General features: G+C 68.6%; 11 protein-coding genes. 9 read left to right on the top strand and 2 right to left on the bottom strand.

The features are described 5' to 3' along the window. Positions 1 to 87 precede the first annotated feature (87 nt). From ACWDTS_RS25455 to ACWDTS_RS25445, 3 genes are all read left to right on the top strand, one after another. Complete coding sequence (locus ACWDTS_RS25455) at positions 88 to 3165, top strand: AAA family ATPase (protein ID WP_450119259.1); 3078 nt, start codon at positions 88 to 90, stop codon at positions 3163 to 3165. An 84-nt stretch (positions 3166 to 3249) separates the two neighbouring features. Beyond that, positions 3250 to 4674 carry an FAD-binding oxidoreductase gene (locus ACWDTS_RS25450; RefSeq protein ID WP_450111115.1) on the top strand — a complete coding sequence of 475 codons (1425 nt, stop codon included), beginning with the start codon at positions 3250 to 3252 and terminating at the stop codon, positions 4672 to 4674. Between the two features lie 114 nt (positions 4675 to 4788). Beyond that, a complete protein-coding gene (locus ACWDTS_RS25445; RefSeq protein ID WP_450111116.1) occupies positions 4789 to 5667 on the top strand; it encodes a sulfurtransferase in 879 nt (292 codons plus the stop codon). 26 nt (positions 5668 to 5693) lie between these two features. Here ACWDTS_RS25445 and hpxO read toward each other — a convergent pair whose 3' ends face one another. After that, positions 5694 to 6851, bottom strand: coding sequence for an FAD-dependent urate hydroxylase HpxO (hpxO, locus tag ACWDTS_RS25440; protein ID WP_450119258.1), 1158 nt, complete (start codon positions 6849 to 6851; stop codon positions 5694 to 5696). A gap of 1603 nt (positions 6852 to 8454) precedes the next feature. Further along, complete coding sequence (locus tag ACWDTS_RS25435) at positions 8455 to 11112, bottom strand: LuxR C-terminal-related transcriptional regulator (protein ID WP_450111118.1); 2658 nt, start codon at positions 11110 to 11112, stop codon at positions 8455 to 8457. A gap of 213 nt (positions 11113 to 11325) precedes the next feature. On the opposite strand from ACWDTS_RS25435, the gene ACWDTS_RS25430 reads away from it, so the two are divergent. From ACWDTS_RS25430 to ACWDTS_RS25405, 6 genes are all read left to right on the top strand, one after another. Beyond that, on the top strand, positions 11326 to 11526 hold the full coding sequence (locus tag ACWDTS_RS25430) for a hypothetical protein (protein ID WP_450111119.1): 201 nt from the start codon (positions 11326 to 11328) through the stop codon (positions 11524 to 11526). 56 nt (positions 11527 to 11582) lie between these two features. Further along, a complete protein-coding gene (locus ACWDTS_RS25425) occupies positions 11583 to 12161 on the top strand; it encodes a GAP family protein (RefSeq protein ID WP_450111120.1) in 579 nt (192 codons plus the stop codon). Positions 12162 to 12414: 253 nt separating this feature from the next. Continuing rightward, positions 12415 to 12903 carry a winged helix-turn-helix transcriptional regulator gene (locus ACWDTS_RS25420; RefSeq protein ID WP_450119257.1) on the top strand — a complete coding sequence of 163 codons (489 nt, stop codon included), beginning with the start codon at positions 12415 to 12417 and terminating at the stop codon, positions 12901 to 12903. 63 nt (positions 12904 to 12966) lie between these two features. Continuing rightward, positions 12967 to 13656, top strand: a complete 690-nt coding sequence (locus ACWDTS_RS25415; protein WP_197255608.1) for an NADPH-dependent F420 reductase — start codon at positions 12967 to 12969, stop codon at positions 13654 to 13656. Between the two features lie 31 nt (positions 13657 to 13687). Then, positions 13688 to 14170 carry an alcohol dehydrogenase catalytic domain-containing protein gene (locus ACWDTS_RS25410; protein ID WP_450119256.1) on the top strand — a complete coding sequence of 161 codons (483 nt, stop codon included), beginning with the start codon at positions 13688 to 13690 and terminating at the stop codon, positions 14168 to 14170. Next, on the top strand, positions 14155 to 14622 hold the full coding sequence (locus ACWDTS_RS25405) for a zinc-binding dehydrogenase (protein ID WP_450119255.1): 468 nt from the start codon (positions 14155 to 14157) through the stop codon (positions 14620 to 14622). Before ACWDTS_RS25410 ends, ACWDTS_RS25405 begins: the two co-directional genes overlap by 16 nt. Positions 14623 to 14637: the final 15 nt, after the last annotated feature.

Here is a 14637-nt window from a genome sequence, read left to right as displayed (position 1 = left end):
GTCGGGGATTCACCCCGAGGCCACACGGCGTCGGCGCGACGACCGGACCGGGAACGGGGACTAACCTGATCTCGGGAGCAACAAGGCATGCTGCGCGTCTCCGTCCTGGGCGAACAGGCGATCACCGACGATGCGACCGGGGCCGTGGTGACCCGGTCGCCGCGCGCGCTCGCGCTCGTCGCGTTCCTGGTCGCCCACGCCCGTACGCCGCAGCCCCGGCAGCGGCTCGCGACCCTGTTCTGGCCGGATTCCACCGACGGGCAATCCCTGACCAACCTGCGACGCGAACTCCACCATCTGCGGCAGGCGCTGGGCGACGAGCCGTCACTCACGGTGACGGCGAAGGATCTGTGCTGGACCGACACCCCGTCGAGCAGCGCCGACCTGCGTGTCTTCGACACCGAACGCGCGGCGGCGCTGCGGGCGGCGCGGTCCGGTGACGACCGTGCTCTCGTCACCCACGCGTGGCAGGCGCTGGACGCATACGGCGGCGAGTTCCTGCCCGGCGTGTTCGACGACTGGGCACTCGAGATCCGATCCGATCGCGAACGACGATGCGTGGAGCTGTGCGATCTGCTGTCCGGCGCCCTCACCCGCACGGGCGATCCCGCCGGGGCGATCGAGGTCGCGCGTCGTCGCGTCCGGCTCGCTCCGCTCGAGGAGGTCGGCTATCGCAACCTGATGCGTCTGCAGGCCGAGACCGGGGATCGGGCCGGCGCCGCCGGTACCTATCACCGCTGCGCGCCGCTGCTCGAACGTGAACTCGGTGTCCTCCCCGATCCGCAGACGCGCGCCCTCGTCGAACAGGTTCTCGGTACCGCACCCGGCCGGAGGCTCCCGGTCCGCACCGGGTCCACGACCGTCGAACTGGTCGGGCGGTCCCGCGAGATCGACCGTCTCGCCACCGCCTGGCAGCGCGCGGCGTCCGGTCGACCGGGCGCGATCCTCATCCGCGGCGGGGCGGGCGTCGGAAAGACCCGGCTGCTCACCGAGATCGCGCACATCGCGCAGGCCGGTGGCGCGACGGTGGCACACAGCCGCTGCTTCGCAACCTCCGCCGGGCTGGCGCTGGCACCCGTGGCCGACTGGTTGCGCGACCCCGCGGTCGCGGCGGGCCGATCGGGACTCGCCCGGGTATGGCGGGCCGAGGTCGAACGGCTCGTGCCGTCCCCCGAGGCCGACACGGATCGTGTGCGCGAGACTCGCCCCGAACGCGGGGTCGGGGCATCGGCCGACGCCTGGCAGCGGCATCGTTTCTTCGAGGGACTCGCCCGCGGCCTCGTCGGCGACGGTCGCCCGATTCTGCTGACCCTGGACAACATGCAGTGGTGCGACCGGGAGACACTGCTGTTTCTCGCGTTCTGCCTGGGCTTGACGCCCGACGCTCCCCTGCTGGTCGCGGCGGCCGCGCGGGACGACAGCTCGGAGAGCGCGGCCGCCGTCACCGAATGGGCGACCGGACTGGCCTCGTCGGGCACGGTGACGGAACTGCGGCTGAGCCCCCTGGACGAAGCGGACAGCACCCGCCTGGCCGAAGCGATCGGTGGACGATCGCGCACCATCGAGGAGCGGCGGCTACTCCACACGGCGACCGGGGGCTTCCCGTTGTACATCGTCGAAGCGATGCGGTCCGCGACCGACGGGGACGACGCGCTCACGGTGGACGGTCTGTCGTCGGTGCTGCACCACCGCGTGGAGCAGTCGAGTCCGGCTGCGCGGGAGGTGGCGGGCCTGGCCGCCGCGGTCGGACGCGATTTCACGCTCGACTTGCTCACCACGGCAAGCGATCTCGGGGCGGTCGCGGTGGTACAGGCCGTCGACGAACTGTGGCGCCGGCGCATCGTCACCGAGTTCCGCGACGGTTACGACTTCGCCCACGACCTGCTGCGCGAGGCCGCGTACGCGACGGTCGGGCCGCCGCAACGCTGGCTGCTGCACCGGCGGCTCGCCCAGGCACTCGAATTGCTGCACCGCGACGACACCGATCCGGTGTCGGCTCAACTCGCCGAGCAGTACGCCCGCGGTGGGCGCCCGGATCGGGCGGTGCCGTACTACCGGCGGGCGGCCGAGATCGCGACCCGCAGGTTCGCATATGCCGACGCGGTCCGGCTGCATCGGCACGCTCTCACCCTGGTGCGCGAGCATCCGGGAAGCGGTGCCGCCGCACAGGAACTCACAATCCTCGAGGCACTGGCGGCACCGCTCAACGCCCGCTACGGCTATTCGTCCCCCGAACTGCAGCACACCCTCGAACGTTCGATCGAGCTCGCCGACACGCTGGGCCGCACGGAGTCGACGATCGTCGGTCTCGTCGGGCTCTGGTCGTCGCGGTTCGTCCAGGGCGACACCGCCGGAGCGCATCGGGCGGTCACGCGCGCATTGACACTGGTGGAACCCGGAACCGAACTGTGCGGGTCGGCGCACTTCGCGTACGCGGGCTCCGCGGTGAGTCTCGGCCGGCCGGCCGAGGCGCTGGGGCATTTCGCGCTGGCCGCCGAACTCACCGCAGGCGCGCATTCGTGGACCGTCGGCACCCGCCCGGACGTGCACGGCTGCGCGTGGGCGGCACATGCGCACTGGCTGCTCGGCGACGACGACGCCGCGCGCACGCGCTGCCGGGAGGCGATCACGCTGGCCCGCCGCAGCGAGGACCCATTCGTCCTGACCATCGCGCTCGCGTACGGCGCGGTCACCCGGCAGTTGTGCGGGGACCGGCCCGAGTTGCGCGAGACGGTCACCGAACTGCGGGAACTGTGCGACCGGTACGACTTCGCGTACTACCGGGAATGGGGACTGATCCTCGACGGCTGGTCCCGGACCGGCGGTGACGGCATCGGCACGGTCCGGCGCGGGATCGCCAACCTGCGGGCGGCAGGTTCCTTCGCCCGGATGCCGTACTGGCTGACGCTGCTGGCGGACCTGTACCGCGAGAGGCCCGGCGACGCGCGCGCGACCCTCGACGCGGCGACGGTCGCCGCCCGGGCACGCGACGACCGGTGGTGGCTGCCGGAGGTGATGCGGATGCGCGCCGCATACGACGCTCCCCCGGACGCCGTGGCGCGACTGCGTGCTGCGGCGAGGTTGGCGGGCGAGCACGGCAGCGTCGCCCTGGTGCGTCGCTGCGACCGCGACCTCGTCGGCCTCGGCGTTCCGCCCTCGCACTGACCGGCGCGTGCCGGGCGAACGCTGCGCGAACGCCGCCTTCCTACCGTCGGAAGCAGCATGAGAAACACGCGAGAGGAGTTCGCGATGACCACGACAGCCACCCCCACCGGCACCTCGTTCGACGACCTGGCCGCGGGGCTGCGCGGGGAACTGATCACCCCGACGGACCCGGGCTACGACCAGGCCCGTGCCGTCTACAACGCGATGATCGACAAACGGCCCGCTGCGATCGCACGGTGCCGCGACACCGTCGACGTCATCGCCTGCGTCCGGTTCGCCCGGGAACGGGGCCTCGAGCTCGCGGTCCGCGGCGGTGGGCACAACGCGGCCGGGCTCGGCGTGTGGGACGGCGCGCTGGTCGTGGACCTGTCGGCGTTGCGCAGCACCACCGTCGATCCGGAACAGCACACCGTCCGGACGGACGCGGGATGCGTGTGGGGCGACGTCGACCATGCGACGGTCGGGTTCGGGATGGCCACGCCGTCCGGGTTCCTCGCATCCACCGGGGTGGCCGGTCTGACGCTCGGCGGCGGCATCGGCTACCTGACCCGCCGGTTCGGCCTCACGGTGGACAACCTGCTCGAAGCCGATGTCGTGCTCGCCGACGGATCCTTCGTGAAGGCAAGCGAGAATTCGCACAGCGACCTGTTCTGGGCCCTGCGCGGCGGGGGCGGGAACTTCGGGATCGTCACCTCGTTCACGTTCCGCTGCCACGACATCGGCGAGCACGGCACGATCATCGGCGGGCCGGTGCTCTACGACGTCGCCGACACCGCCGACGTGATGCGCTGGTACCGCGAACTGCTGCCGTCGTTGCCGGAGGAGTTGAGCGGCTGGATCGGCCTGATCACGGTGCCGCCCGCAGCGCCGTTCCCCGAGGAACTGTGGGGACGCGGGGCCTGCGCGATCGTCTGGTGCTACACGGGCCCGCACGACCGCGCCGACGAGGTGCTCGAACCGATCAAGGCGTTCGGATCGCCGATGCTGATCGGCCTGCACGACATGCCGTTCACCGTACTGCAGAGCGCATTCGACGGTCTGTATCCCTCTGGGCTGCAATGGTATTGGCGGGCCGATTTCTTCAACGAGATCTCCGACGCCGCGATCGACGTCCACTGCCGATTCGGTGCGTCACCGCCCACGGGACATTCCACCATGCACCTGTATCCGATCGACGGCGCCGCCGCGCGCGTGCCCGAGAACGCCACCCCGTTCTCCTACCGGGACGGCGGGTGGGCGGGAGTCATCGTGGGTGTGGATCCCGACCCGGCCAATGCGGAACTCATCTCGCAGTGGGCCCGCGACTACTGGGACGCCCTGCACCCGACGTCGGCGGGCGGCGCCTACGTCAACTTCCTGATGGAGGAAGGCCAGGACCGGGTGCGGGCGTCGTATCGCGGCAACTACGACCGACTCGCCGCCGTCAAGGGCCGCTACGACCCGGACAACGTGTTCCACATCAACCAGAACATACGGCCGGCCACGGATTCGAGTGCTGCCGTCACCTGAACACTGTGGAGTTGACCGACGACGATTCGCTCACCGTGAGCGTTACCCTCGTCGCGGCTGGCGGCAGGCCGATAGGCTCGCCGCCACCCGTTCCCGCATCCCCGGAGGTCATCAATGGGTCAGCAGTTCCCGGACATCGTCTCGGTCGAGTGGCTTCGCGACCACCTCGACGACCCCACGCTCGTCGTCGTCGACTCGAGCACCCATCTGACCCTGCCGAAGGACGGGCCGTACTCGGTCGAACCGGGTCGTGCCACCTACGATGCCGCGCACATTCCCGGTGCCGTGTTCGCGGATCTGCTCACCGACTTCGCCGATCCCGATTCCGCCGAGGCGTGGACGGCGCCCGCGTCGGAGCGGTTCGCGGCGGCCGCCGGCGCGCTCGGCATCGGCGACGGCGTTCGGGTCGTCGTGTACGACCAGCACGACGGTTACTGGGCGACCCGCTTCTGGTGGCACCTCCGCCTCGAGGGATTCGACGACGTCGCGGTACTCGACGGCGGCCTGCCCGCCTGGAAGGCCGCCGGCGCGCCGGTCACCGACACTCCTGTCTCGCCGACCCCCGCGACCTTCACCGCCCGGCGCCGCGACGACCTGATCCGGTCCACGCAGCAGGTGCGGGACGCGATCGACGACGACAACACGGTCCTTGTGAACGTCCTCGATCCCGCCACCTACCGCGGCGACACCAGCACCTACTCCCGCCCCGGCCACATTCCCGGCAGCATCAACCTGCCGGTCGCGCGGATCCGGGACCCGGAGACGGGCATTCTGCGGCCGGTCGCCGAGTTGCGGGCGCTGTTCGAGGAGGCCGGCCTGCTCGATCCGGGGATCACCCCGGTGACGTACTGCGGTGGTGGCATCGCCGCGACCGGTGTCGCGCATGCGCTCGCGCTGGCCGGGCGCGACGACGTCGCCGTGTACGACGGATCGCTGACCGCGTGGACCGCCGACGCTTCGCTGCCGCTGACGGTGGGCGCCGATCCCAGGTAGCGCACCTGGCCGGGGCCGGTCCCCCGTCAGCCGAGCGGGTTGCCGACGATGTTCGACACGATCCCGCGGATGATGCCGGTGCCGTCCTCGGTGCGCAGTTCGTCGTACCAGGCCTGGGTGACCTCGGGATCCTTCGCGTGGGTGACGTCGCAGCGCTTGCGGGCGCGCAGCACCAGATCACCCGCGCGGGCGGTTCTGCGGTTCTGGTACCGGATCAAAGCGTCCTCGACGCCGAGCGTGTTGGTCTGCAGCGCGATGGCCAGCACGACGGCGTCCTCCATCGCCGAGCAGCCGCCCTGGCCGATGTCGGGTGTGGTGTTGTGCCCGGCGTCGCCGAGCAGGGCGACGCGGCCCCTCACCCACGTGTCGAACGGGTCGATGTCGAAGATCTCGACGCGGTTGACCGCGAGCGGATCGAGCATGCCGATGAGCTTGTGCACCTGCGGCGACCATCCGGAGAAGCACTCGGAGAGAACCTCTTTCGCCTGCGACCGGTCGTAGGCGAGTCCGGCGGCCAGCGGGACGTCGAAGAAGAAGTAGAAGCGCCCGCCGGCGATCGGCATCAGGGACACGCGCTTGCCGTCGCCGACGTAGGTCGTCCACTGGGTGGCCGGGGCGATCGTTTCGTCGATGTCGACGAGGCCGTTGAAGTTGACGTATCCCGCGTAGCGCCGCTCCACGGGTTCGTCGAGCACGTAGTCGCGGGTGCGGGACTTCGCGCCGTCCGCGCCGATGAGGATGTCGCCGGTGGCGGTGCTGCCGTCCGCGAAGGTCGCGGTCACGGAGTCACCGTCGTCGGCGATGTCCACCATGCGCTTCCCGAGCCGGATGTGTTCGAGGCCGAGTTCGTGCATGAGCATCGACTGGAGTTCGGCGCGCGACACCGGATACGGCCGCTGACCCGTCTGCTCGACGACCGGCCGGAGACTGAACTCGGTCATCGTCTCGCCCGTGAACCCGTCCCGGTAGGCCATGGTGTCCATCTGCCCGCCGAGAGCGGCGATCTGCTTCTCGAGACCCAGATAGTTCAGGCACTTGACGCCGTTGGACCACAACGAGATCGCCGCGCCCACCGGCTTGTTCTCGACCACCTGCTCGTACACCTCGACATCCCAGCCGATGCGCCGCAACGCGATTCCCGCACTGAGTCCGCCCATCCCGGCGCCGATGATGATGGCCTTCACTCGCACTGCTCCTCACGTCGACTTCCGGATCACCGTAGGGCGCTGCTGTAACACCGTTTCGACGCGAGTTTCACGAACGTGTTACGTCCTGCCCTTCGGTCGGTTACTCCACTGCCCTAGATCGCCGCCGCCACCTACGTTGCAGGTATTGCTGCCCGACATCGAAAAGCGAAGTCTTCGACCCGAACTGCAGCCGTCCAATTGAAGACAATCGGCGTCTACACGTCGGCCCTCGATGATGAGTCTCTCCGGGGTCGATCTACTCAACTTTGGAGCAGACTGCCTTCTCCAACCCCGAACTGGCAAGGGAATCCGATAGTCGGCCCAATCTGCTTCCATTGGACGTGATCGAGCTAGTCAAGCTAATCACTGAGCGCACTAAGAAGAGTCCCTCGGATGTTGGGAATTGCTTCTCGACCCTCCGCACCAGCTACTCACCCTGCTTATCGGAGACTAGGTCGGCGATAAGCAGGGTGAGCGGGTACTTCTCCGGCCCCGTCGTCGAGGTCGACGATCACGAAAATGACGGACTACCCATCGGTCGTCGACTCGACATGGGGTGACCAATCCGCGGGCTGAACACAGGCAGGCCACTCGCGTGGCGGCAAAGCCTTTCGGCGCACGAGACTTCATCGAGGTGAAGTACTCACCGACCGCGCCCCGGTAAAATGAGGTAGTCCACTACTCACAACCACCCCCGCGTGGACGCGCATCGTTCTTCGTGTACCCAACGACCCATCCGGGGTTCGATCGAACCTCGGCCGACACGGAGAATCACCATGAGAAAGAAAATCTTCGCCACCGTAGCCTCGACCACCGCAGCCATCGCAGCGGTCGGCCTGATTGCCGCGGGACCCGCGAGCGCGACCACACCCATTGGCACGCCCCGTAATTCGTGCGTGGGAGCCCCCGGAGGGGCCCAGCACCCCGAGCCCCGACCCGACGGCATCTGGATCGCCGATCCGCTTGCCGTTCTGTCAAGCGTACAAGTCAGCTCCATCGGCACCGGAAGTCTCGACGGCGCCATGCCCGGAAAACTCACAGGCGGTGGAATCTTGGTACCCACCCACGGAATCGGAATCGGCACCCTCAGCGGGACGTACCATCGAGCTGACCTGACACAGTGCACCGTGGACGGACTCTTCATGCTGAGCTGACGAGATCCGATCCAGCACCGGCTAGTTCTATGGCTGATGCTCGGAACCGACCGACCCCGCACAGGCGTGTCCGCGATCGCTTCAGCGACACGGGCGAAGACGCCGGTCATCGCGCCCGACGGTGCGCGATGACCGGCCCTTCGGTCGCCACGGAACAGCGATCGCATCTTGCGCCGCAGACCACCAGTTTGCTGCGCGACACTTCGGGAACGGATTCCTTCCGAAAGTCACCTTCTCGCATGGTAACTGGGCACCCGACGGTGTTGTGCGCCGGATCCACCGGTCGGCTCACCCCGGGTTGCACCAAGAACCCAGAGGGCCGCAGCAGTGAGGGGTAGCCGAATCCCCAAGCCACCGAAGGCATGCCGGCCGTTGCCGGCGATATGACCGCCGAGCACCTACCCGACGTGGAATCCCCTGTGACGGGCTCGAACTGCCGACCCCTGTCATCCGCGGGACCGCTCCTCCTGAACGAGGGCAGCAAGCTCGGTTCGGGTCGTGACACCGAGTTTGATGGCGGCACGGTAGATATGCCCTTCGACGGTCCGCACCGACATCGTCAGACGGTCCGCGATCTGCTGGTTGGACAATCCCTGCGCCACAAGAACAGCAATCTCACGCTGCCGCGCGCTGATCGGCAGCGGCCGGTCTGCCTCTGACAGTGCGGGGGTGCGGGCGCCCTCACATTCCTCGGCCAACCGATGCGCACGGGCGAGGGCGACGTTCGCCGATCCGCGCAGACCGTGTTTGGTATGCGCGACAGCGGCCTGGGCAGCAGCGTCGGCAGCAGCACGGAGATCACCCATCCGCTCGAGTTCCTCCGATGCAGCCAGGAGAGCGTGACCATCATCGGCGGCAAGTGCAGCTGCCTGCGCAGCGGCGGCAGGAGCACGTGGCCCGTCCACAACCTCGGCCAATTCGGCGAGCCGTTCGGCAACGGTGCGGTCACCGAAACACACCGCGGTATGCAGTGCATAAACCTCATACCCATACTGTCCCGACGACCGGGTGAAATCGGCCGCTTCGTGCGCCAGCACGATGGCCCGGCTGAGCGTGCCTTGGGCGGCCGCCACCCAGGCCCGAGTCAAGATGGTTTCCGGCTGGATCCACGGGATCGTCCTGAAAACTGACTGGTCGCGGATGGCCGCCTCGCATGCTGACAACTCCTGTTCGACGGCAGCCCCGTCGCCGGACATCGCCAGCGCCTGGGTCAGATCCAGCCGGCAGAGGAATTCCCACTCGAGCTGGCGGCTGGCCACGAAACCGGCCGATGCCTCCCGCAGCCGCTGCTGAGCGAGGCGTAGCTTCCCGCGTCCTAACGCCGCGCGGCCCTGTAGGAGCACCGCCACGAGGGGGCCGTGGCCCTGCATCTGACTCTGATGGTCGCGCCGTTCCTGCGCGAAAACTTCAGCCTTGTGCTGGTATCCCCCCAGGCGGAGAGCGATGAGGTGAAAGTTCCAGAAATTGAGCATCAGGATGCGACCGATACCGGTCCGGGTCGCTGCATCCTCGGCACTTTCCATCAGCGGTTCGATCTCGTCGACACGGCCGACCATCGCGAGTCCCAAGACAAGACCCCAGATGGCCATCATGCGCGAAGGGTCTGACATCGAGGCCGAGCGGAGGGCATCGGTCGCCGCCTCGATCGCATACGCAGGTCGCCCCAGCTCGGTGTAGATCGCCGAGCGCAAAGCCTTCAGGTCCGGACCCACACCGAGCACGGCCGCTGTCGACTCGACCGCGTCCAGCGTGGCCGCCGCTTGGACTGGTCTGCCGAGCGTCCAAAACAGGTTCGCCGCCCGCACCATTGCTGCCTGGACCCGCTGAGGATCACTGGATGCACGTGCTGCCAGCTCCGCTGCCTCGCTTTCGGCTACGTCGCCTCGACGGGCCAGACACAAGGCATAGACGAGGAGGAAGTGCGGCTCGAATCCGCCACCGGCGTGCACCGCAACGGCGGCCAGCCGCGCGGCCAACTCCGGATCGCACAACTCCAGTGATCGCTGTGCGGCCGCAGTGAACACCACAGGATCCACATCGTCCTCGGCCTCGGTCGCGGTGACCGCGTCCAGCATCAGCACCGCCCGACGCAGCACATCGGTACTGCACTCGTCGACAGCTCCCAGGGCGGAAGCCAGACGCCGGCACAGGTGCCCTGCGCGCAGCCGGCCGGTGCGGCGCCTGCGTACTTCCCCGTACAGCGGATGCGCGAGACGGGCCTGCAAACATCCGTCCTCACCGGACACACTCACCACGCCATACATTTCCGCCTGTTCGACCACAGCCGGGTCGGTCAGCCGTCCGAGAACGGAGACAGGGAGCGGCTCCCCGAACACGAGCAGATCCACGACCTCCCGCACCGGCTCCGGCAACGAGCCCATCCGGGTCTCGATCAGCTCGGCCAGCGACTGCGAAACCACCGAGGGCCCTTCCCACCGCCACACCCCACCGACCCGGCGCAGCCGACCGGACCGCAGACCACCGTCGACCAACTGCCGCAGATACAGCGCGCTGCCGCGTGCCAGGTCGAACAGTCGTCCCGCGGTGGCAGTGTCCACCTGCCCGCCGAGCACTGCCTCGAGCAGCACCGCCGTCTCCGTCTCCGACAGCGGCTGCACCTCCAGCCGATCGAGGTATCGGTCCTTCCACAACGCGGTCACCGCATCCGGCGTCGGCTCATCGCTGCGGAGCGTCACCACCACTGCCGCGGCTCTCTGCACCGCCAGATGCTGCACCACCAGCGCGGACAAGTCATCGAGCAGGTGCGCATCGTCGACAGCGACCACCACCCCACCTGGCCCTGCCCCGTCGAGCAATGCCGTGGTGGCCCGCTGCACCAGAAGTCCGGAATCAGGCCCGGTCACGTTCAGCACCCCGGCGAAGGCGCCCAGCGGCAACGCACGCGCCGACGCGGTCGCCGGCACCCACCGGACCTTCGCGCCGCGTCGAGACGCCACCGCCAGCGCCTCCCGCGCCAGCCGGGTCTTGCCGACCCCCGCCGCGCCGGCGAGCACCACCCCCTGCGGCCCGTTCTTCCGGCGCAGAGCACCTTCGACGAACCGCAATTCCTCGGCTCGGCCGGTCAGCGGCCAGACCCCGCCCATGAACGAATCCTAGAATCGGAGCGTCCCACCCGCCGGTCGATTCACCGAGCAGCGTCCGGCGGCATCAATGCCACCTACCGATCGGTGGGTGCCGCAGTACGCAGCCGCTATGTGCGTTCGGGAGCTTCCGTCGCTGCGAGCACGTCGCTGCGAGCACAGAGGGGTAGCCGACTACCTATTCCCAACAGTCGCAGCCGACGGATGCTCGAGAGCATGACCACCGAGCGTGACCGGCGGGAAGAGGCGCTGCGGCAGCTCCCGGCCGCGTATGCCCTGGCCCTGCGACTCCGGTACGCAAAGGTCGCCGATGCACTGATCGCGCAGTGCCTCGGTATCGAGCCTGAGGCACTCGGTCCGCTCCTGCGAGTCGCAGAAGCCAAACTTGCTGCCGCCTACCATGATTCTCAGCGTTAGAACCCGGGCAGATACAGCATCTCGCGGTTGAAGCACCCGTGCAATCGCCTCCGCCCATGGGGGCGGTCATCGGTGAGTTTCTCCCCTTGGCGGTCGGGGTCGCGATCTCACCGATCCCTATCGTCGCCGCCATCTTGATGCTGCCGTCGAAGAACGTCGGCAGCACCGGCACCGGATTCGGGCTGGGATGGGTCGTGGGAATCTTCGCGGCCACGGGAATCGTTGCGCTGCTGTCCGGGACCCTCGACACCTCGGATTCGGGCGGGTCGAGCGGATCCGTGTCGAGGATCAAGGTCGCCATCGGCGTACCGCTGATCGTGTTGGCGGGCAGGCAATGGCGCGCCCGCGGCGACGCATCGGTCCCGAAATGGATGCAGGCCCTCGACCGGCTGAACTTCCCGAAGGCCACCGGTCTCGGCGTCGCACTCTCGGCGGTCAATCCGAAGAACCTGCTGCCGCGCGTCTCCGCCGGGCTGGTGATCGGCACCGGCGGGCTCGGCCCTGGCGAAGCCGTGGTGGCGCTGGTGATCTTCACGGTGATGGCGTCGAGCGTGCTCATCCCCGTCCTCGGGTACGCGCTCGCGGCGCAGCGCTTGCGCGAACCGCTCGACGCCTTTCGCAGTGGCTCCGCGTGAACAATCACCAGGTAATGGCGCTCGTGCTGGTGATCATGGGCGCTGCGGTGATCGCGAAGGACTCGGCGGTTTGTAACGGTGGGCGAAGACGGTCGTGCCCAACTTCGATCCGCGCTCTGATCCGCGACTATTTCCGACGAAGGAGACCCCGGTGCAATCGTGCCGAAATGGGAGAGCGCCGTGAGAGGAACATCACTCTCATTTCAAGAGTGAATCGCTATTGCTCTTGAAACAAGAGTGATAGACAGGAAGCATGACGGAACGGGAAGCGGCCGACGAGTCGGCGCAATCGGCGACGGACGGCGAACTGGCCGCCCGTGCAGCCGAGGTCGTCGAACGTATCGAGGCACGTGACGATCGACTGGTTGCGATCGAGGACCTGCACGACGGCGCCGGGAGCATCCGCGCTGCACTCGAGACCGTCGGCGGGGTGTGGGCGATGTCGATCCTGACCGCCCTGCGCTCGGGTTCGATGCGCTACAGCGAGATCAAACGGTGCGTCGCCGGTGTCAACGACCGGATGCTCGCGCAGACGCTGCAGCGGTTCGTGCGCGACGGACTCGTCGAACGTCGCCCCGTCCCCGGGTCGGCCAGCCGCGAGGAATACGCGCTGACCGATATCGGTTTCGAAATATGTTCCGCGATAAGTGAATTCGTCTACGTGGTGATGAAGCTTGCGCCGCGGGTCGCCCAGGCCCGAGAGCGTCACGATGCCGAGCAGTCCGGCACGGACCCCAGCTGACCGCCGGCCCCGCACACCTCACCCCCTCCACGCGCACAACCGCGCACAACAAGGAGCCACCTCATGCCCTCCATCGTCGTCATCGGTCCCGGTCGTCACGGCACCGCCATTGCAGCACTGTTCGCGTCCCACGGCGTGGATGTCACTCTCCACCACCACAATCCGGCCAAGGCTCGCGCTGCGGCGGAGATCGTCCGCGCGGTTGCCGCCGCCGGAACCACCGTCACCGTCGAGCCGGACCTCGTGTCCTCGGTTGCGCACAGCCAGGTGGTGGCACTGACCACGCTGTGGGATCGGCCCCAGCGGGAGGTCATCGGGAACCTCGGTGCGGCGCTGCAGGGAAAGGTCCTGCTCGACGTTTCCAACCCGCTCGACGTCACACCCCACGGCATCGTCCCGCGCCGTCCGAGCGAGGGTTCGGCCGGTCAGTTCGTCGCCACGCTGCTGCCTTCCGGAACGGGCCATGCCAAGGCGTTTTCGAATCTTGCGACCGCTTTCGTCAACGAGGGCGCCGACCAGGACCCGCCCGCGGTGCTGCCTTTCCTGGCGGATTCCGAGACCACCGCGGAGGTCGTCCGGCCGTTGCTGGCGCAGACGGGATGGCTGCCGTGGCTGGTCGGTGACATCTCCCGATCCCGTGACCTCGAGATCGGCGGACGGTTCAACGACGTTCACGGCAGGTACGGGCGGTCCCGGCTCGACGCCGACGAGTTCCGGGCCCTGGCCGGTGACGAACCGGTCTTCGCGCTCTGACCACCGGCCACCGACCGAGAGGACGTCGACCATGACCACATCGCAGACCACCTACCGCGCCGCCGTGGTGCGCAAATTCGGACCGCCGGACGTCATCCGGATCGAGAACCTGCCGGTCGGTGAGCCCCCCGCCCCCGGCGTCGTGCGGGTGGCGGTGCGAATCGGCGGGCTCAACCCGGTCGACGCCCGCATCCGCTCCGGCGCGTTCGGTGGCGCGGTCCCGCACGTGCCGGGCACGGAGTTCGCCGGCACCGTGGTCGCCGTCGGTGCCGGCGTCGGCGACTACACGGTCGGCGACGACGTGATCGGCTTCGGCACGCCCGGAGCCGACGCCGAACTCGTCGACACCGACCCGGCCGGCTCGTGCACAAGCCCGCCGCACTGGACTGGGCCGTCGCAGGCGGACTGTCGGGCGTCGGTCAGAGCGCGGTCACGGCGATCGAGGCGACCGATGCGCGAGCCGGTGACGTCGTGGTGGTGCACGGCGCTGCTGGTGGCGTGGGGACGGTCCTGACCCAGCTGCTGGTCGCCGACGGCGTGACGGTGGTGGGCACCGCCGGCGAATCGAACCAGGACCACCTGCGGGACCTCGGCGCGACGCCCGTCGTCTACGGCGACGGCCTCGCGGACCGGATCCGAGAGGCCGTACCGGGAATGGTCACCGTGTCGATCGACCTCGCAGGAACCGGAGAGGCCGGGGACGTGGCCACCGCCGTGCGGCGGTCCGGCGGTCGGGCCGTGACCCTGGTCCCGGAAACCGCGACCTCGCACGGGGTGCCCCTGGTGCGGGTGCAGCGGTCACCCGAGAGACTCGACCGACTGGTGCATGCCGTCGTCGACGGCGCGTTGCGTTTGCCCGTGCGGACCGTCCCGTTCACCGACATCGTGGCGGCGCACCGCCTGCTTGACGCCAAGCACTCGCGCGGCAAACTCGTCCTGGACCTGTCGGGCAACCCGTTCCTCTGAGGTCTCGACGCGGCG

The organism is Rhodococcus sp. NPDC003383, assembly GCF_053589115.1.
This window is presented reverse-complemented; position numbering and strand designations above follow the sequence as displayed.

Bases quoted from the DNA above. Each gene is read 5' to 3' on its own strand.
- ACWDTS_RS25455 (WP_450119259.1), top strand. From the start codon at position 88: ATGCTGCGCGTCTCCGTCCTGGGCGAACAGGCGATCACCGACGATGCG.
- ACWDTS_RS25445 (WP_450111116.1), top strand. From the start codon at position 4,789: ATGGGTCAGCAGTTCCCGGACATCGTCTCGGTCGAGTGGCTTCGCGAC.
- ACWDTS_RS25435 (WP_450111118.1), bottom strand. From the start codon at position 11,112: ATGGGCGGGGTCTGGCCGCTGACCGGCCGAGCCGAGGAATTGCGGTTC.
- ACWDTS_RS25425 (WP_450111120.1), top strand. From the start codon at position 11,583: ATGGGGGCGGTCATCGGTGAGTTTCTCCCCTTGGCGGTCGGGGTCGCG.
- ACWDTS_RS25415 (WP_197255608.1), top strand. From the start codon at position 12,967: ATGCCCTCCATCGTCGTCATCGGTCCCGGTCGTCACGGCACCGCCATT.
- ACWDTS_RS25450 (WP_450111115.1), top strand. From the start codon at position 3,250: ATGACCACGACAGCCACCCCCACCGGCACCTCGTTCGACGACCTGGCC.
- ACWDTS_RS25420 (WP_450119257.1), top strand. From the start codon at position 12,415: ATGACGGAACGGGAAGCGGCCGACGAGTCGGCGCAATCGGCGACGGAC.
- ACWDTS_RS25430 (WP_450111119.1), top strand. From the start codon at position 11,326: ATGACCACCGAGCGTGACCGGCGGGAAGAGGCGCTGCGGCAGCTCCCG.
- ACWDTS_RS25410 (WP_450119256.1), top strand. From the start codon at position 13,688: ATGACCACATCGCAGACCACCTACCGCGCCGCCGTGGTGCGCAAATTC.